The sequence below is a fragment of the Proteus sp. MB838 genome (assembly GCF_054767435.1).
This window is the reverse complement of the sequence record NZ_BAABMO010000014.1, coordinates 60,885-79,355: the sequence shown is the minus strand read 5'-3', so window position 1 is coordinate 79,355 and position 18,471 is coordinate 60,885. Positions and strand designations below refer to the sequence as shown.

At 38.8% G+C, this 18,471-nt stretch carries 12 protein-coding genes and 1 pseudogene; 6 read left to right on the top strand and 7 right to left on the bottom strand.

What is annotated here, in order from left to right; genetic code table 11:
- From hflD to ACYUCW_RS08330, 5 genes and pseudogenes are all read left to right on the top strand, one after another.
- The gene (gene hflD, locus ACYUCW_RS08350; RefSeq protein WP_004247840.1) at positions 1-630 is read left to right on the top strand and encodes a high frequency lysogenization protein HflD; all 630 of its coding nucleotides are present in this window, start codon (positions 1-3) and stop codon (positions 628-630) included.
- Between the two features lie 32 nt (positions 631-662).
- On the top strand, positions 663-2,033 hold the full coding sequence (gene purB / locus ACYUCW_RS08345) for an adenylosuccinate lyase (RefSeq protein ID WP_012367768.1): 1,371 nt from the start codon (positions 663-665) through the stop codon (positions 2,031-2,033).
- Positions 2,034-2,223: 190 nt separating this feature from the next.
- Positions 2,224-2,898: a two-component system response regulator PhoP gene (gene phoP / locus ACYUCW_RS08340; RefSeq protein ID WP_004247114.1), complete on the top strand. Its 675-nt coding sequence runs from the start codon at positions 2,224-2,226 to the stop codon at positions 2,896-2,898.
- A 1-nt stretch (position 2,899) separates the two neighbouring features.
- Positions 2,900-4,364: pseudogene (gene phoQ / locus ACYUCW_RS08335) on the top strand (two-component system sensor histidine kinase PhoQ).
- Positions 4,365-4,558: 194 nt separating this feature from the next.
- On the top strand, positions 4,559-5,680 hold the full coding sequence (locus tag ACYUCW_RS08330; protein ID WP_185171830.1) for a ribosomal protein uL16 3-hydroxylase: 1,122 nt from the start codon (positions 4,559-4,561) through the stop codon (positions 5,678-5,680).
- Positions 5,681-6,261: 581 nt separating this feature from the next.
- Here ACYUCW_RS08330 and pepT read toward each other — a convergent pair.
- From pepT to lolC, 5 genes are all read right to left on the bottom strand, one after another.
- Positions 6,262-7,506 (bottom strand): peptidase T, encoded by a 1,245-nt coding sequence (gene pepT, locus ACYUCW_RS08325; protein ID WP_004247111.1) that lies wholly within the window; start codon positions 7,504-7,506, stop codon positions 6,262-6,264.
- Between the two features lie 51 nt (positions 7,507-7,557).
- Positions 7,558-8,415: a Sir2 family NAD+-dependent deacetylase gene (gene cobB / locus ACYUCW_RS08320; RefSeq protein ID WP_460408372.1), complete on the bottom strand. Its 858-nt coding sequence runs from the start codon at positions 8,413-8,415 to the stop codon at positions 7,558-7,560.
- A gap of 90 nt (positions 8,416-8,505) precedes the next feature.
- Entirely contained in the window at positions 8,506-9,753 is a 1,248-nt protein-coding gene (lolE, locus tag ACYUCW_RS08315; protein WP_004247833.1) for a lipoprotein-releasing ABC transporter permease subunit LolE, read from the bottom strand.
- Positions 9,753-10,457: a lipoprotein-releasing ABC transporter ATP-binding protein LolD gene (gene lolD, locus ACYUCW_RS08310; RefSeq protein WP_004247832.1), complete on the bottom strand. Its 705-nt coding sequence runs from the start codon at positions 10,455-10,457 to the stop codon at positions 9,753-9,755. The genes lolE and lolD overlap by 1 nt, the downstream gene beginning before the upstream one ends.
- On the bottom strand, positions 10,450-11,652 hold the full coding sequence (gene lolC, locus ACYUCW_RS08305) for a lipoprotein-releasing ABC transporter permease subunit LolC (protein ID WP_460408371.1): 1,203 nt from the start codon (positions 11,650-11,652) through the stop codon (positions 10,450-10,452). Before lolC ends, lolD begins: the two co-directional genes overlap by 8 nt.
- Positions 11,653-11,846: 194 nt before the next feature.
- Here lolC and mfd point away from each other — a divergent pair, with 194 nt between their 5' ends.
- Positions 11,847-15,302, top strand: coding sequence for a transcription-repair coupling factor (mfd, locus tag ACYUCW_RS08300; protein WP_460408377.1), 3,456 nt, complete (start codon positions 11,847-11,849; stop codon positions 15,300-15,302).
- Positions 15,303-15,390: 88 nt separating this feature from the next.
- Here the strand turns inward: mfd and umoD are convergent, their stop codons facing one another.
- Both umoD and ACYUCW_RS08290 read right to left on the bottom strand, forming a co-directional pair.
- The gene (gene umoD, locus ACYUCW_RS08295) at positions 15,391-15,891 is read right to left on the bottom strand and encodes a flagellar biogenesis regulator UmoD (protein WP_004247102.1); all 501 of its coding nucleotides are present in this window, start codon (positions 15,889-15,891) and stop codon (positions 15,391-15,393) included.
- A gap of 887 nt (positions 15,892-16,778) precedes the next feature.
- Positions 16,779-18,086, bottom strand: a complete 1,308-nt coding sequence (locus ACYUCW_RS08290; protein WP_460408368.1) for an NAD(P)/FAD-dependent oxidoreductase — start codon at positions 18,084-18,086, stop codon at positions 16,779-16,781.
- Positions 18,087-18,471 lie beyond the last annotated feature (385 nt).

The following is an 18,471-nucleotide window of genomic DNA, read 5'->3' as shown; positions in this document are numbered from 1 at the left end:
GTGGCTAAAGATTTTCGTGATATTACCCTTGCACTGGCTGGTATCTGCCAGGCAAGTCGTCTTGTTCAGCAAATTGCTTATCAAGGGAATGCAGACGAGAAAGATGTTGAAGTCATGGTTAACAGCATTTTTAATATCAACCCAACTTCAACCTTGGATGTTTATGGTAATCAAATAAGTCATTTGAAATTAGGTTTTCAAACTATAAAAGCTATCCATCAAGCGGTAAGAAGAGAAAAACTCACGTTTGAGTTGATGACTTATCAACAAGGCCTGATTAACCTTGAACGTATCATCAACAAAAATAACGATTACAGTTCGCATTTATCACAAAAAATATCTCAACTTGAACGACAAAAAAATTATTTTGAACCGCTTTCTGACGGATTATTTAATGCTCTCGCTGGCGTTTATAGTGATGCGGTCAGCCCTGTAGGGCCAAAAATTCAAGTTAATGGTTCGATTGAGTTACTTAAAAACCCTATTATTCAAGCCAAAGTTCGTGGATTACTTCTGACAGGTCTTCGTAGTGCCGTACTTTGGCGTCAAGTAGGTGGTCGCCGTTTTGATTTTTTACTCCATCAAAAAACCATCTTACGACAAACTGATGATTTTCTCGCTCAATGTTAATACTTTAAAATTCAACCTGGGAGTTGCCAACAATGGAATTATCTTCGCTGACAGCGATTTCACCGATTGACGGTCGTTACGGTAGTAAAACCTCGTCGTTACGGACTATTTTTAGTGAATTCGGTCTTTTGAAATTCCGTGTACAGGTAGAAGTTCGCTGGCTACAAAAGCTAGCATCTTGCACCGACATTAAAGAAGTTCCCGCCTTTGAACAAAACGCAATCGATTACCTTGATGCAATTGTTGCTAACTTCAATGAAGATGATGCTGCCCGTATCAAAACTATCGAGCGCACCACCAATCATGATGTGAAAGCGGTTGAATATTTCTTAAAAGAAAAAGTGGCAGCTATCCCTGCACTACAGCAAGTTTCTGAGTTTATTCACTTCGCTTGTACTTCTGAAGATATTAATAATTTATCCCATGCCATCATGTTAGAAACAGCACGCCAAGAAGTGCTACTACCTGCATGGCGCGAGCTTATTGATACTATCAGTAAAATGGCGCAAGCATATCGTGATTTACCCCTGCTTTCTCGTACTCACGGACAACCGGCAACACCTTCAACGGTAGGAAAAGAGTTTGCAAACGTTGCATACCGTATGGAGCGTCAATATCGCCAGCTTACTCAAGTAGAAATTTTAGGTAAAATTAATGGTGCAGTAGGTAACTATAATGCTCACTTAGCTGCCTATCCTGAAGTTGATTGGCACCAATTTAGTGAAGAATTTGTTACTTCATTGGGGATCACATGGAACCCATATACTACTCAAATTGAGCCACACGACTATATTGCCGAGCTTTTTGATTGCATCAGCCGCTTTAATACAATTTTAATTGATTTTGACCGTGATATTTGGGGTTATATCGCTCTTAATCACTTCAAACAGAAGACCATTGCCGGTGAGATTGGCTCATCAACAATGCCTCATAAAGTGAATCCTATCGATTTTGAAAACTCTGAAGGTAATCTAGGTTTAGCTAATGCCGTTATGGGGCATCTTTCCAGCAAATTACCAGTTTCGCGTTGGCAACGTGATTTAACTGACTCAACCGTACTACGTAACCTAGGTGTCGGTATCGGTTATGCATTAATCGCTTACCAATCAACCATGAAAGGCTTAAATAAATTAGAAGTTAATGAAAGTCATCTTCGTGAAGAGTTAGATAGCAACTGGGAAGTTCTTGCTGAACCAATCCAAACGGTTATGCGTCGCTATGGTATTGAAAAGCCTTATGAAAAACTTAAAGAGTTAACTCGTGGTAAACGGATCACGGCACAAGATATGGTTGTGTTTATTGACGGTTTAGCGCTACCAGAACAAGAAAAAGCACGCTTAAAAGCGATGACACCTGAAAGCTATATTGGTTTTGCCAGTCAACTTGTTGATAAATTAGATTAATTTATCCCATACTTAAAAGGCAGATAATCTCTGCCTTTTTTTATATCGATTACCCGTCCTAAATAAGATAAAAACTATCTATAACTTAAACACATTGTCCGTTACGGTATTCTTTAAGTGCTAGATTGACTATCATTATCTTAATTTCTCTTACAGCAACTGATTTTTACTGATGTACACAAGGTGGAATATGCGGATCTTAATTATTGAAGATAATATCTTACTTCGCCATCATTTATCTGTGCAGTTTCGCGATGCAGGACATCAAGTTGATGCAGCACAAGATGCGAAAGAAGCCGATCACTTTATCGCAGAAAGTACACCTGATGTCGCCATTGTTGATTTAGGTCTTCCTGATGAAGATGGTATCAGCCTTATTCGTCGATGGCGGGAAAATAATATTACTATTCCCATTATGGTATTAACGGCTCGAGAAAGCTGGCAGGAAAAAGTGACCGCATTAAATGCCGGTGCTGATGATTATGTGACAAAGCCTTTTCATTTTGAAGAGATCGTGGCACGCGTTCAGGCATTAATGCGAAGAAACATGGGCATTGCATCACAAATACTGACTATTGCCCCTTTTGAGTTGGATTTATCACGTAAAGAGTTCATGATCTTAGGTGAGCAAATCAAGCTCACTGCATTCGAATATACTATTTTAGAAACATTAATGCGTAATCAAAACAAAGTGGTGAGCAAAGATGTGCTAATGCGCCAACTTTATCCTGATGCAGAGCAGCGAGAAAGTCATACCATTGATGTGCTTATGGGGCGTCTGCGCAAAAAAATTCTCCAAAAATATGATAATGATGTCATTGTAACTGTACGTGGACAAGGTTATCGTTTTGATATGAAAGCTTAATATGCATAAAAAACAACGTTCGCCCTTCTCTTTACGAACAAGATTTTTACTTGCCACCAGCGCCATTATTTTAGCACTGACACTCTCTTATGGTTTAGTTGCCATAGTCGGCTCTATTGTCAGTTTTGATAAAACGACTTTTATGCTAATGCGTAGCCAAAGTAATCTCTACTATAGCTTAGCGCAATGGAAAGATGGGCAATTGCAGATTGAATTTCCGACTAACCTCAATAACAACAACACATCGCTGGTGGTTATTTTCGACGAGAAAGGCAATGTGCTATGGACGCCAACGGATTTACCTCAGGTGATCCCAAACAGTATCGCGCCAAAATGGCGCAATAAAGAAGGCTTATTTGAAATTAGTGTGAATGTTAAAACGACACGTTTTATGTTACAGCAACTGCCTCAATATCGTGCCTATCTAAAAAAACTCAACGAATATTCAAGTAATGATACCTTAACGCATTCCGTGGTTATTAATCACTATCCTGCGGCGGATAATATGCCTTATCTATCCATTGCGGTTATCGATCCTATTCCTCAAAGTCTGCAAAATGTAAGTAGAGTCTGGGATTGGTTTCTCTATATATTACTAGCTAATTTTCTTTTGGTGATCCCATTAATTTGGTTAGCAGCCCATTGGAGTTTAAGGCCGATTAAATCCATTATTGAGCAGATCAGCGCGTTGGAAAAAGGCACTCGCGATAATTTAGATGAAAATCCTCCTAAAGAGCTCAAAGGATTAGTTTATAATCTCAACATTTTATTGCGTAATGAACGCAATCGTTATAGTAAATACCGTACCAGTTTATCTGATCTGACCCATAGCTTAAAAACCCCCCTTGCTGTTTTACAATCAACATTACGTGCTCTACGTGCTGGCAAACAAATGTCTATAGAACAAGCTGAGCCAATTATGCAAAGTCAAATTGAACGAATTTCACAGCAAGTTGGTTATTATTTACATCGAGCTTCTCTTCACGGCGATCACGATATAACAACACGCAAGCTCCACTCTTTATCAGGCTTACTTGACAATCTTTGTAGTGCACTTAATAAGGTCTATCAATCCAAAGGCGTTGATATAACGTTAAATGTTTCCCCTGAAATGATGTGGTTAGGTGAAAAGAATGATTTTATGGAAGTCATGGGAAATGTACTTGATAATGCTTGTAAGTACTGTTTAGAGTTTGTCGAGATCAATGTAAGTCATGATGACAATTGTGTGATTATCACCGTAGATGATGATGGCCCAGGAGTCAGCCCAGAAAAAAGGGAGCTCATTTTTCAGCGTGGTACACGTGCAGATACATTGCGCCCAGGACAAGGCTTAGGATTATCAATTGCTGTTGATATTATTGAGCAATATAACGGTGATATCACCATTACCGATAGTCCATTAGGGGGGGGCAAGACTCATCGTCACCTTTGCTGAGCAACAACTCACTACTGAAATAGAGTAACGCTCTTCTCTATCAACTTATATTATTGCTGATTTAATTTAGGTCTTATCACAATAAGATTGCGAGATGTATGATAACTACGCAGTTGTCAGTATATTACTCGTTATTACTCACATTGCACCAAGGAATGTTTAGCAGGAAGTTGTAATTCATTATATGATATTTTTAGGCTTCCCAAATTCAGGAAATACACAATGGACTATAAACTTAATTTAGATTGGCAATCATTTTTAGAAAGCCATTGGCAAAAACGTCCTTTATTAATCAAAAACGGCTTCTCTGGTTTTGTTGATCCTTTATCTCCTGATGAACTTGCAGGTCTTGCAATGGAAGATGAAGTGGATAGCCGTCTTGTGAGTTGTCAAGATGGGCAGTGGGGAGTTAAACATGGGCCTTTTGAGCACTTTGAAGGTTTGGGTGATAAAGATTGGTCGTTATTAGTTCAAGCGGTCGATCACTGGCATTTTCCAAGTGCGACATTGATGAAACCTTTTCGTGTGTTGCCCGATTGGCGTATTGATGATTTGATGATCTCTTACTCTGTTCCCGGAGGCGGTGTGGGCCCTCATCTTGATCAATATGACGTATTTATTATTCAAGGGCAAGGTCGTCGTCGTTGGCGTGTGGGTGAGAAAATCCCAATGAAACAGCACTGCCCTCACCCGGATTTACTTCAAGTTGATCCTTTTGACGCCATTATCGATGAAGAATTAGAGCCGGGTGATATTCTGTATATTCCACCTGGATTTCCTCATGAAGGTTATGCCATTGAAGAATCACTAAACTATTCTGTTGGCTTTAGAGCACCTAATGCACGAGAGCTATTTAGCGGTTTTGCTGACTATGTTTTAGCAAATGACTTAGGAAGCTACCGTTACAGTGATCCTGATCTTACTCCTCGAGATAATCCGGCATTAGTCCAGCATCAAGAATTAAATAAGTTGCATGATATGATGGAAGACTTACTTGCCCAACCCGAAGTATTCCGTCATTGGTTTGGGGAGTTTATTTCTCAATCTCGCCATGAACTTGACTTGGCCATTCCTGAACCTTTATATGAAAATGCTGAGATCCACGATTTACTGCAACAAGGTGAACAACTTCATCGTTTAAACGGTATTCGCGCACTGCGTGTTGGTGATAGTTGCTTTGTTAATGGTGAATTAATGGATACTCATCATATTGAAGCTGCAGATGCCCTTTGCCAATATGATTGTATTGATAAACAACATTTAGGTGATGCTTTAGCAGATCCAAAATTTATACGCTTATTGACGCATCTTGTTAACCAAGGCTATTGGTATTTTGAAGATTAAGTATAAATAAACTATTTTTATACAAACACACCCAGCTAATTATAGCTGGGTGTTATTTTAACTATGTTAATAAACAGTAACTGTTATCTTATTAAATAATACATCGCCTCTTTTAGTAACGTTCTTGTGCCATAAAATAACCATGGCAAAACGATAAAAAACGCACTCTGTAGCCCTAAAAGTAACCAGGTATGCTTATCATTTGATAAATATAAAGAAAATATAATAAGATGGGTAATTAAAAAATAGCTGAAAACGATAATAAACGATGCTTTATACTCTTGTTTACTAAAAGTATTATCACTGGTTATCGGTATTTTTTTACACAGACATTCTGATCTTGTTTGTTTTATTATTATTTTGGAGAGTACAGCCATTACGCAAATATCCTTATATCATTTTATTTAGATTATAAAGAATATTATTTGAAATAATCGGCCAATAACTTATAAAAAACAAACTTATTTTTAAAGTTTAATTTTAAATAATATGAAAACAAACCCTATATTTAAAATATAAAGATAAAATAATAGCCGAGATTGTCGGCTATTATGGGGCAATTATTTTACATAACTGCTCTATTAACAAATAACTTTTGCTTTTTCTCTTTCGGCAGTAATTTCAGCAATTCGCATAATAACACTTACTGCGGCCTCCATACCTTCTAAAGAGATAAATTCATGTTTGCCATGAAAATTATAACCACCCGTAAAGATATTTGGGCAAGGTAATCCACGGTAAGAAAGCTGAGCACCGTCTGTACCACCACGAATAGGCTTAATATCAGGTTCAATATCACAATCAATCATTGCTTGTTTTGCAATATCAATAACATGTGGATACTGAACCACTTTATCATGCATATTGTAGTAGCTATCATCAATAGTTAGTTCAATATAGCAATCAGGATGTAGACCTTTACCTACTTTTTCAGCAATCGTGATCATGTTTTGTTTACGCTTTTCAAACTGATTGCGATCAAAATCACGAATAATATAGTGCATTTCGGCTCTTTCCACCGTACCTTTAATACTTTGTAGGTGATAAAAACCTTCATAGCCTTCTGTGTTTTCAGGGGTCTCTTCAACAGGTAATTCTTGGTGAATACGCGAAGCAAGTCCTAACGCATTTACCATCACGCCTTTGGCACTACCGGGATGAACATTATTACCAACGATTTTAATACTCACAGAAGCGGCATTGAAATTTTCATATTCCAATTCGCCCACACCTCCACCATCAACGGTATATGCCCAGTTAGCACCAAATGCTTTTAGGTCGACATAATGTGCACCACGCCCTATCTCTTCATCCGGCGTAAATGCAATACGGATATCACCATGAGGTCGATTTTGTGCTTTTAAACGTACCATCGCAGTGACTATCTCTGCGATACCGGCTTTATCATCAGCACCTAATAGAGTTTTACCATCCGTTGTAATTAATGTTTTACCAATCATTGAGTGTAAAATTGGAAACATAACCGGTGATAATACTTCATCACCAATACCTAGCGCGATATCACCACCACGGTAATCTTCAAGCACTTGAGGTTTTACATGTTTACCTGAAAAATCAGGTGAAGTATCAAGATGGGAAATAAAGCCAATAACAGGTACAGGCCAAGATACGTTAGAGGGCAAACTCGCCATAACGCATCCTTTATCACTGAGTGTCACATCAGAAAAACCCAGTTTTTTTAATTCTTGTACCAGTGCCTTCGCTAATTTTAGCTGACCATCGCTACTTGGTGACATTTTCGATGATGGTTTCGATTGTGTATCAAAACTAATGTATTCAAAAAACCGTTCTAATAATTTATCCATTTTGCCCCCTAAATCTCTCTAATAACAATAATAGGGAACTCTATAAAATAATTATTGCGTCAAATCAGCTTTAGGATCATTAATTAAATCAAACAATTTATGGACATATGCATCAACCACTTGGCTTGCGGGGCCATAATGTTTTTCTTCAAACTCACTCTCCACTAAGCTAGGTTCAAGGTTAAGCTCAACCGTGTGAGCCCCTGTTAACCGTGCTTCATGGACAAACCCAGCAGCAGGATAGACATTCCCCGAAGTGCCAATAGCGATAAAGAGATCTGCCTGTGCTAAAGCGTGATAAATTTCATCCATGCCGATTGGCATTTCGCCAAACCAAACAATATGTGGACGTAGAGGAGAGGGAAATTGGCAACAATGGCAATAATCTGTCGTTGATAAACCCCCTTTCCATTCAAAAACTTGACCTGATTGCGGACAGCGGACTTTCAATAACTCACCATGCATATGGAGAATATGTTTACTCCCTGCTTTTTCATGTAAGTTATCAATATTCTGCGTAACCAGCAGGAAATTGTCCTTTCCAAGATATTGCTCAAGTTTTGCTAATGCATAATGTGCTTCATTAGGTTGAATTGAGGGTTGTTGTAATTGACGACGGCGCTCATTGTAAAACTGCTGAACCAGCTTAGGGTTGCGGTGATATCCCTCTGGCGTTGCCACATCTTCAACGCGATGCTCTTCCCACAATCCATCTTCTGATCGAAAGGTTTTTATACCTGATTCAGCCGAAATGCCCGCCCCGGTTAGCACCACTACTTTGGGTAAATTCATTTCATGTTCCGTTTTATGGGTTAAATGAAAATAACGACAACGTGAGTGTTGTCTACGTAAACTTTTTATCTTACGAAACTTCCTAAGCCGACGATGACGAAGTTTAAGTTTCATCATGGCAATCCTTGGTTTTTATATTTAACAATCAATAAAAATTGATAACTTTACTGTCTTATTTCCGTTTATATCCATTTTATGTCAATAAACTTACTGTCCACTTAAAATTCTAGCAGGATCGAGTTTAGTTGCTCGACGAGCAGGATACCAACTGGCAATCAAACTCAAAATAACCGTCGTCAAAAATACGGAGAAAACATCAATTGCATGTATTTCTGAAGGTAAGAAATCGACAAAATAGACATCTCCTGATAGCACACTATGCCCTGTCATGGATTCAATTACCGAGACAATAGGGGTTAAATTTAGTGAGACAACTACCCCCATAATAACACCGGCCACGCATCCGATCATGCCTGACAACAGTCCGTACCATAAGAAAATATTGCGAATATGGCTATCTCTTGCACCTAACGTTCGTAAAATAGCAATATCTCCGCTCTTATCTCTTACCGCCATAATCAGCGTCGAGACAATATTAAAACAAGCAACCCCAATCACTAAAATCATTGAGAGATACATAATGCTGCGGATCATCTGAATATCGCTATACATATAACCATAATCGCTGATCCAGCTTTTAGCATAAACATAGGCTTGGCTATTTAAGCCTGCATTATGAATAATTTCATTAGCTAGAAATGGATCGCTTGTTTTCACTTCAATACCCGTAATTCCTTTGCCGTAATCAAGATACTGTTGCGCATCTGCCAATGGAATTAACGCTAATTGGTGATCGAGCATACCACTGAGTTTAAATATGCCACTGACTTGTAAACGAATGCGTTTAGGTTGTAATAGCTTTTTCGGATCATCATTGTTAGGGATCAGAATAGTTAACCAATCACCTTGTTTGATTTTTAAGGCATCGGCAACACCTTGGCCAATAATGATTTGTTGTTGACCCGCTTGAAAATGTTGCCATGCATTATTTTGCACATAGCTCGGTAATAAACTGATATCACTTTGTTTATTCGGTTCAACCCCCATCACTTGTACCGCTTTTAATTCTGTTCCTTTTTCAAGTAATCCGGTTAATAAAATATAGGGGGCAGCAGCAACAACACCCTCAGTATTTTCAATCCGAGATAGTGCCGGTTGCCAAGATATAAAGGGTTGTTCTACCGAATAAATTTGTCCATGGGGAACCACAGAAAGAATGCGGTTTTTTAATTCACGTTCAAAACCGTTCATGGCACTTAATCCGATAATCAATACCGCTACACCCAACATAATGCCCAGCGTTGAGATAATCGAAATTAATGACACCATACCAGCACGTTTTCGTCCTTTTGAAAAACGTAATGCGGTAACTAAAGCAAGTGGCAACTGCGCCATTATTCCACTCCTGAAATCGCTTCTTGAGACTCTAATTGACCATCTTTCATTTCAAGTTGACGTTGAAAGCGTGCCGCGAGAGATAAATCATGAGTAACAACCAAAAAGGCAGTTTTCTTTTCTTTATTTAATTTCATGAGTAATTCGAAAATACCTTCCGCATTTTTTTGGTCAAGATTACCTGTCGGCTCATCGGCTAAAACTAACGCCGGATCGTTTACTAAGGCTCTAGCAATAGCAACACGTTGTCTTTCTCCCCCAGATAACTCAGAAGGACGATGATGTGCACGAGCAGTTAATCCTACGGCATCAAGTAAAGACATCGCTTTCTGTTTGGCCTTTACTGCACTCATTCCACCAATCATTAGAGGCATTGCAACATTTTCTAATGCAGTAAAATCAGGTAATAAATGGTGGAATTGGTAGATAAAACCCAATTGAGTATTACGTAAATCCGCCTTTGCCGTTGAAGTTAATTTATTGAGCGATTGCCCTTTAAATATCACTTCACCTGAGGTTGGAGAGTCTAAACCACCCAATAAATGTAATAGGGTACTTTTACCTGAACCTGAGCTGCCGACAATCGCCATAAAATCACCTTGATTGATCGCGAAAGAGACGGATTTTAAGACTTGTGTTGAAATAGCACCATCTTGATACTGCTTACAAAGTGCATGACATTGTAATAAAGGGGTATTACTCATAACGTAGCGCCTCTGCTGGCTGAATAGTTGCGGCCCGCCAAGACGGGTATAAAGTCGATAATAGTGAAATCACAATAGCGGTAAAACCAATCATAAAGACTCGGCTCCACTCTAAAGTCGCGGGTAATTCTACCCCATGAGGAATAAGCCCTACCGCAGGCATAATCACATTTAGTTGGCTTGATAGTAACGCCCCTAACAAACCTCCCGCAATAGCACCTAAAATACCGGCACCTGCCCCTTGTAGCATAAAGATGGACATTATCTGTGAACGCTTTAACCCCATGGTTTGTAATATTGCCACTTCACCTTGTTTTTCCATCACCAGTAATGAAAGCGAAGTAATAATATTAAACGCGGCGACCGCAATAATTAGGCTTAATAATAAGCCCATCATATTTTTTTCCATTTTCACTGCTTGGAAAAACTCGCCCTTTCGTTCACGCCAATCTTTCCAACTTAAACCTGCTGGCAAAGGTTCAGCACTGTATTTTTCAATATTAAGGGGGGTTGAGAAGAATAGACGCCATCCGGTAATATTGCCGGGTTGATAGCGCATCAAACGCGCCGCATCTTGTTGATTGACCAGAAGTTGAGAAGCATCCGCATCACCGCCACTTTGGAAAATACCTTTGACTGTAAACAGTCGTTGGCTAGGCACTCGGCCCATTGGGGTGAGTTGGCTTACGCCGGGAACAATAAGGCGAATGCTATCCCCTTCTTTGGTTTTTAGCTGTTTAGCTAAACCACTACCGAGGATCACACCATATTCTCCCGGTTTTAATAACGAGAAATCGCCATAGCGAATAAACTGTGTTAGGGGTTCATCTTGTGCTTTGTCAATCCCTAACATCACGCCAACACCGATATTATCTTTACTTTGTAATACCACATCCCCTTCAACTAAAGGAACGACATTGATAACATCTTCTCGTTTTAATAACATTTGTGCAGTACTATCTTGTTTGGGTAGCTGCCCATTGGGTGTTGTGATAACAGCTTGTGGAATATAGGCCAAAATGCTGTTTTGTAATGAGCGTTCAAAGCCATTCATCACAGAAGTCACTGTGATCAATGCCGCAACACCCAGCATAATCCCTAAAGCGGATAGCCATGAGACGAATCGACCAAATTTGTCGACTGCGCGACCCCGCATATAACGGAGCCCTATAAAAAATGAGACAGAATTGTACATGAAAACTGTGCTGTTCCTGTTGCTAATGCTAAGTGTTCAGGGATAATAAAGGGTAGTCTTACTGAATGGAACCACTCTATTCCCAAACTGTGGTTTTTTCTTTTATCTTAACCTGCCCGCCAGTTTAAGCTTTGGCGATGTCGCTAAAGATGTGTTGGGAGTTAACTACAACCAAGAGTTCACATTACACGCTTATGTCCTCAGAATATCGTTATCAACTTCCTGTAAAACAAGGGGATACTCGCCAGCTGGGTCAGCTGACAGGTGCCGCTTGCGCCCTAGAATGTGCAGAAATCATTAAACGTCATGCTGGATTAGCCGTTCTTGTCACTCGTGATATGCAAAATGCACTGCGTTTACAAGATGAAATCCGTCAGTTTTGTGATTATCCTGTAGAGACATTATCTGATTGGGAAACATTGCCTTACGACAGTTTTTCTCCCCATCAAGAAATAATCTCTAACCGCCTTTCTACGCTATACCGTATTCCATCACTTCTCAAGGGAATTTTAATCTTACCCGTCAATACGTTAATGCAAAAAGTCTGCCCAACAGATTATCTCGCAAGTCATGCATTAATAATGAGTAAAGGAGAGCAACTTTCTCGCGACAATTTACGCAAAACATTTGATGAGGCGGGTTATCGTCATGTAGAACAAGTGTTAGAACATGGCGAGTATGCAACACGCGGCGCATTACTTGACCTATTCCCGATGGGCAGTGAATTTCCTTATCGAATTGACTTTTTTGATGATGAGATAGATAGCCTAAGAACTTTTGATGTTGATACGCAACGCACCTTAACAGAAGTCAAGCAGATCAAACTATTACCGGCTCATGAGTTTCCAACTGATCCTAATGCGATTGAACTCTTTCGTAGCCAATGGCGTGAACGTTTTGAAGTAAGACGTGATCCTGAACATATCTATCAACAAGTAAGTAAGCAAGTATTACCCGCAGGAATTGAATACTGGCAACCGCTCTTTTTTAGTCAGCCATTATCCAATTTATTTGCTTATTTCCCACAAAACACCTTAATTGTGACGCAAGATCTGCAAGATTGCGCTGATAAATTTTGGCAAGATATCAACCAACGTTATGAAAGCCGTCGTGTTGATCCCATGCGGCCATTACTGCCACCAGATGATATTTGGCTTAATGTCGAAACGCTCAATCAACAGTTGAAACAGTGGCCACGTATTCAACTTAAAACGCAAGCACTGCCGGAAAAAGCGGGTTATACCAATTTAGGTTATCAACCACTGCCTGATTTATCAGTCAATGCACAAAGTAAATCACCGCTTGATAATCTACGCCGTTTCCAAGAGCAATTTTCTGGCAGTATTGTTTTTTCGGTTGAAAGTGAAGGCCGGCGGGAAACCGTTCAAGAGCTCTTATCTAGAATTAAAATTGCCCCCAAACAAATTATTGAATTAGCGGATGCTAAAGAGAAAGGGTGTTATTTTATTATTGGCTCTGCAGAGCATGGCTTTATTGACAATTATCGTCAGTTAGCGCTGATCTGCGAAAGTGATATGTTAGGTGAGCGAGTCCACCGTCGCCGTCAAGATAATCGTCGCACCATCAATACCGATACACTGATCCGCAATCTGGCAGAATTAAGTCCCGGACAACCTGTTGTCCATCTTCAGCATGGGGTGGGTCGTTATCAAGGTATGACCACCTTAGAAGCGGGTGGCGTAAAAGCAGAGTACTTGATCCTCTCGTATGCGGGAGATGACAAACTCTATGTTCCTGTTTCGTCACTGCATTTGATCAGTCGCTACTCTGGTGGGGCGGATGAAAATGCACCTCTTCATAAATTAGGGGGTGATGCTTGGACTCGTGCGCGCCAAAAAGCAGCTGAAAAAGTGCGTGATGTGGCGGCGGAATTATTAGATGTCTACGCTCAACGAGCCGTAAAATCTGGTTTTGCGTTTAAATTAGATAAAGAACAATATCACACTTTCCGCCAAAGCTTCCCTTTTGAAACCACACCCGATCAAGAGATGGCAATTAATGCCGTATTAAGTGATATGTGCCAAGCCATTGCAATGGATAGGTTAGTATGTGGTGATGTTGGTTTTGGTAAGACAGAAGTTGCTATGCGTGCGGCATTTCTTGCAATAAGCAACAATAAGCAAGTGGCTATTTTGGTGCCTACTACCCTACTGGCTCAACAACACTTTGAAAACTTTCGTGATCGCTTTGCTAATTGGCCGGTCAATATTGAGATGATCTCACGTTTTCGTAGTGCCAAAGAGCAGCAGCAGATCACCGAAAAATTAGCAGAAGGCACCATTGATATCGTTATTGGTACACATAAATTATTACAACCGAGCATTCAATGGAAAGACTTAGGGTTATTAATTGTTGATGAGGAGCATCGCTTCGGTGTACGTCATAAAGAGCGTATTAAAGCAATGCGTGCCAATGTCGATATATTAACCTTAACGGCCACCCCTATTCCTCGTACGCTAAATATGGCGATGAGTGGTATGCGTGATCTGTCAATTATTGCCACCCCACCCGCTCGCCGTTTATCCGTTAAAACATTTGTCCGCGAATATGATGATCTGGTTGTTAGAGAGGCTATCTTGCGTGAAACATTACGTGGCGGGCAAGTGTACTATTTATATAACGATGTTGAAAATATAGAGAAAGCGCGTGATAGGCTAGCACAGTTAGTACCTGAAGCTCGTATTGGTATTGGCCATGGGCAAATGCGTGAACGTGAGCTTGAACGTGTGATGAACGATTTTCACCATCAACGATTTAATGTATTGCTCTGCACCACCATTATAGAAACGGGTATTGATATTCCGAGTGCCAATACCATTATTATTGAACGTGCTGATCACTTTGGTTTAGCGCAGCTACACCAATTACGTGGACGCGTTGGTCGCTCTCACCATCAAGCCTATGCTTATCTATTAACCCCTCATCCCAAAGCAATGACTAAAGATGCCCATAAACGCTTAGAAGCGATTGCCTCCCTAGAAGATCTCGGCGCAGGTTTTGCTTTAGCTACACATGATCTAGAAATTCGTGGTGCGGGAGAGCTATTAGGTGAAGAGCAAAGCGGTCAAATGAATACCGTTGGCTTCTCTTTATATATGGAGTTACTAGAAAGTGCCGTTGAAGCATTAAAAGAGGGTCGAGAGCCATCATTAGAAGATCTGACCAATCAGCAAACCGAAATTGAATTAAGAATGCCGGTGCTATTGCCCGATGACTATATTCCTGATGTCAATGTAAGACTCTCTTTCTATAAACGTATTGCCAGTGCCAAAGACTTAAATGAACTTAATGATCTAAGGGCAGAGCTTATTGATAGATTCGGCACCTTACCTGATGCAGGACGCAACTTATTACGTAATGCGGCTATTCGATTAAGCGCCATGAGTTTAGGTATATCTCGCATTGAAGCCCATGACAAAGGTGGCTTTATTGAGTTTGGTGAAAAAAATAATGTCGACCCGACTTATTTAATCGGTTTATTGCAAGAGCAACCGAGCGTCTTCCGTTTAGATGGCCCTACCAAATTGAAATTTATGATAAGCCTAACCGATCGAGAAAAACGACTCACTTTTATCGACGATATGCTCACCGCTTTTAGTGAACACAAAATAAACGCATTGTCTGTTTAGATAATAAAATGCAAAAAGGCCTAACATAATAAATATTAGGCCTTTTTTATCTTATCAGTTATCAGCGTTAATGCTAAAAAGAAAACCGTTACTCTTTACGGCAAGGAATATTTTCATTCATAGAACAATATGGCTCTTGCTCCAAAACAAGTCGGCCATCGCTATCTAGCGCGATGATATCGCCCGGTTTAAATGTCGTTCTCACTTTACCCGGTGTACCATCAATTGTGTAAAGCACATCATAACCGATAACTCGCCTTTCTTGGCGGTAAATGGGAATACATTCTCTAAATTGAGCATAAGGGAAGTGAGCAATACTTTTATTGTTTAGCGCTTCTATCATATAGAAAACACGGCACTCTTGCTCTGCGGGATGAAAACGCGATAATTTTTCTGGTGTAAATTGTGTAGGCAGTCCAATACGATGGCAATACTCTTCTGTCACAAAAACGGTTGATTTAATCGGTGTTGCTGAAACCACATGGGCAAATTGTGGCCGTGGAAATATCCACTTCCAAGCGACAAATAAAAGAATAGCTAATACAAGGATTAGTCCTATTAGTGTGAACTTTTTGCTATCAACACTCACTTTTTCCCCTTTTTATGCGTTTATCCCTATTTTACTATTTTTTTGTTATAAGCGGATTTCACTCTTTTATCACCATGTTGTAATTCAATATGTTGAATGAATAAGCTTATATGAAAAAATATATTATTACGTCCTTGCTGATTAACATCATAAGTAAACTATGTACTTATAACATGGTAAATACACCACTAATTATTGTTTTAATCAGTTAATTAAATACGCGCTATTTTCTAATTATTTTCAAAAAAATTAAGAATGAACTTAAATATTTCTTATCTCATCAATGAAATCTAATTTCATTTACATATTTATAAATATAGCGTAATGATAACATCAAGTTAACAAATGTAATCTCTTTTAAGAAACTTCTTCATTAACCTTTACATAGCCGATTTGCTTTTCACTATGCGTAACAGACTGGTTTGTACATAAAGATAATAAAAATAATAGATTAAATACATATTTTTTATTCACATATATTATTTATAAGTTTTAATATGTATCTTTAAATACCATAACATTTTATGACCTAAATAAATTCTTAAAAGCGCCTATTTCTATTTAAGAAAAATCTTAATTTATGAAAACCCCTATTCTATTGAAGATTATTTTTATATATAAATAATTAAATTTATAGAAATAACACTATACTTTTCATAAAGTTATTTGAAATTGAAGCTTAATATTGTTAAAAAATTAATTCGATATCCACATAAATATTTTCTACTGAATTAATCATCTAATTCAGAGATTCTTATTTTGACTGTTCACAATTATTACTACTCTTTAGATAGATAAAACCCCCGACAATATAAATACTGCGGGGGGTTAAAATAAACTTTTGTTTGCTAAAAGAAACAAAAGTTAGAAAAATAAACCATTATTCACTAATGAAGTTTTAGTTTTGGTCTAATCACACGATTGATTGATCCAACTAACATCATCAAACCTGTTTTAAGATAACCATGTAACGCAATTTGATGCATACGGTATAAAGAAATATAAACGATACGTGCAATACGCCCTTCTATCATCATATCGCCTTTCATTAAGTTGCCCATCAAACTCCCTACCGTACTAAATTTAGAGAGCGAAACTAACGAGCCATGATCTTTAAACACATATTCTTTTAACGTTTTACCCTTTAACATGGCTAAAATATTGCTATAACAACGGCTTGCCATTTGATGAGCGGATTGTGCCCTTGGCGGAACAAATCCTCCCTCTTTTCGCGGACAGGATGCACAATCACCAATCGCAAAAATCGCATCATCTAATGTTGTTTGTAGTGTCGGCTTAACGACTAATTGGTTAATACGATTGGTTTCTAATCCAGCGATATCTTTCATAAAGTCTGGGGCTTTGATCCCCGCAGCCCAAACCATCAGATCAGCATCAATATGCTCGCCATCTTTGGTATTTAACCCTTTTTCATCGGCGCTTGTTACCATGGTTTTCGTCATCACGCGCACACCCAACTTAGTCAGCTCTTGGTGTGCTGCACTTGAAATACGCACGGGTAATGCAGGTAATATTCGCTCACCCGCCTCAACAAGCGTGATATTAAGAGCTGATGGCGCTAATTTTTTTAAACCATAACTATTGAGTTGGCGAACAGCATTGTGTAATTCGGCAGATAATTCCACTCCAGTTGCACCACCACCCACAATCGCAATATTTACTTTACGATTTTCAGCTTCTGCGCTGGAGTCTGCTGAATATTTTAAAAATAAATTGAGCATTTCATTATGAAAACGGTGTGCTTGCTGTGGGCTATCTAAAAAAATGCAGTGCTCTTTGATCCCTGGGGTGCCAAAATCATTAGATTTACTGCCTAAGGCCATGACTAAAATATCATAATCGAGTTGACGCTCTGGAACTAATAGCTCTTGATTTTCATCATAAATAGCAGCCAAAGTGATATTTTTATGTTGGCGATCAAGCCCTGTTAAAGTGCCTAATTGAAAATTAAAGTGATGGTTATAACCATGAGCGAGATAACTTAATGCATCAACACCATCATCTAATGAGCCTGTGGCAACTTCATGTAACAGAGGTTTCCATAAGTGACTATTATTTCTATCAACAAGGGTAATTTCTGCTTTTTTTTTGCGCCCTAACTTATCACCCAATTTAGTCGCTAGTTCTAATCCACCAGCTCCACCACCGACTATAACAATTTTTGTTAATGACATATAACGTCACTCCTAAAGATATTTACTGTTGTTATTTAAGTCATCTTGGTTAAATCCACTTAAATAACGACAGTTAAAACGTTTCAGTCAATGATTTTGATAATAGCCAAAGCTCATTGGCAATATGGTCATACCAAAGTTGATTTATATCAAAAAAATTTGAATTTTCATACCTGTTTTTTGATGAATCGAGTCATTTAGGTTGTTTTTCATTCGCCAATAGAACATCTTATTAACATATGGCTATTTTTTACCATAACTATCAATTAGATAGAGGATATAAGTGAATAATTCAGTCGGAATATGAGAGGGGCTTAAAATAATAAAGAAAAGGAAAAATATAAATCAAAAAAGATGGACAAAATGCACTCTGTCCATCTTACAT

Bases quoted from the DNA above. Each gene is read 5' to 3' on its own strand.
- purB (WP_012367768.1), top strand. From the start codon at position 663: ATGGAATTATCTTCGCTGACAGCGATTTCACCGATTGACGGTCGTTAC.
- phoP (WP_004247114.1), top strand. From the start codon at position 2,224: ATGCGGATCTTAATTATTGAAGATAATATCTTACTTCGCCATCATTTA.
- ACYUCW_RS08330 (WP_185171830.1), top strand. From the start codon at position 4,559: ATGGACTATAAACTTAATTTAGATTGGCAATCATTTTTAGAAAGCCAT.
- pepT (WP_004247111.1), bottom strand. From the start codon at position 7,506: ATGGATAAATTATTAGAACGGTTTTTTGAATACATTAGTTTTGATACA.
- cobB (WP_460408372.1), bottom strand. From the start codon at position 8,415: ATGATGAAACTTAAACTTCGTCATCGTCGGCTTAGGAAGTTTCGTAAG.
- lolE (WP_004247833.1), bottom strand. From the start codon at position 9,753: ATGGCGCAGTTGCCACTTGCTTTAGTTACCGCATTACGTTTTTCAAAA.
- lolD (WP_004247832.1), bottom strand. From the start codon at position 10,457: ATGAGTAATACCCCTTTATTACAATGTCATGCACTTTGTAAGCAGTAT.
- lolC (WP_460408371.1), bottom strand. From the start codon at position 11,652: ATGTACAATTCTGTCTCATTTTTTATAGGGCTCCGTTATATGCGGGGT.
- mfd (WP_460408377.1), top strand. From the start codon at position 11,847: ATGTCCTCAGAATATCGTTATCAACTTCCTGTAAAACAAGGGGATACT.
- ACYUCW_RS08290 (WP_460408368.1), bottom strand. From the start codon at position 18,086: ATGTCATTAACAAAAATTGTTATAGTCGGTGGTGGAGCTGGTGGATTA.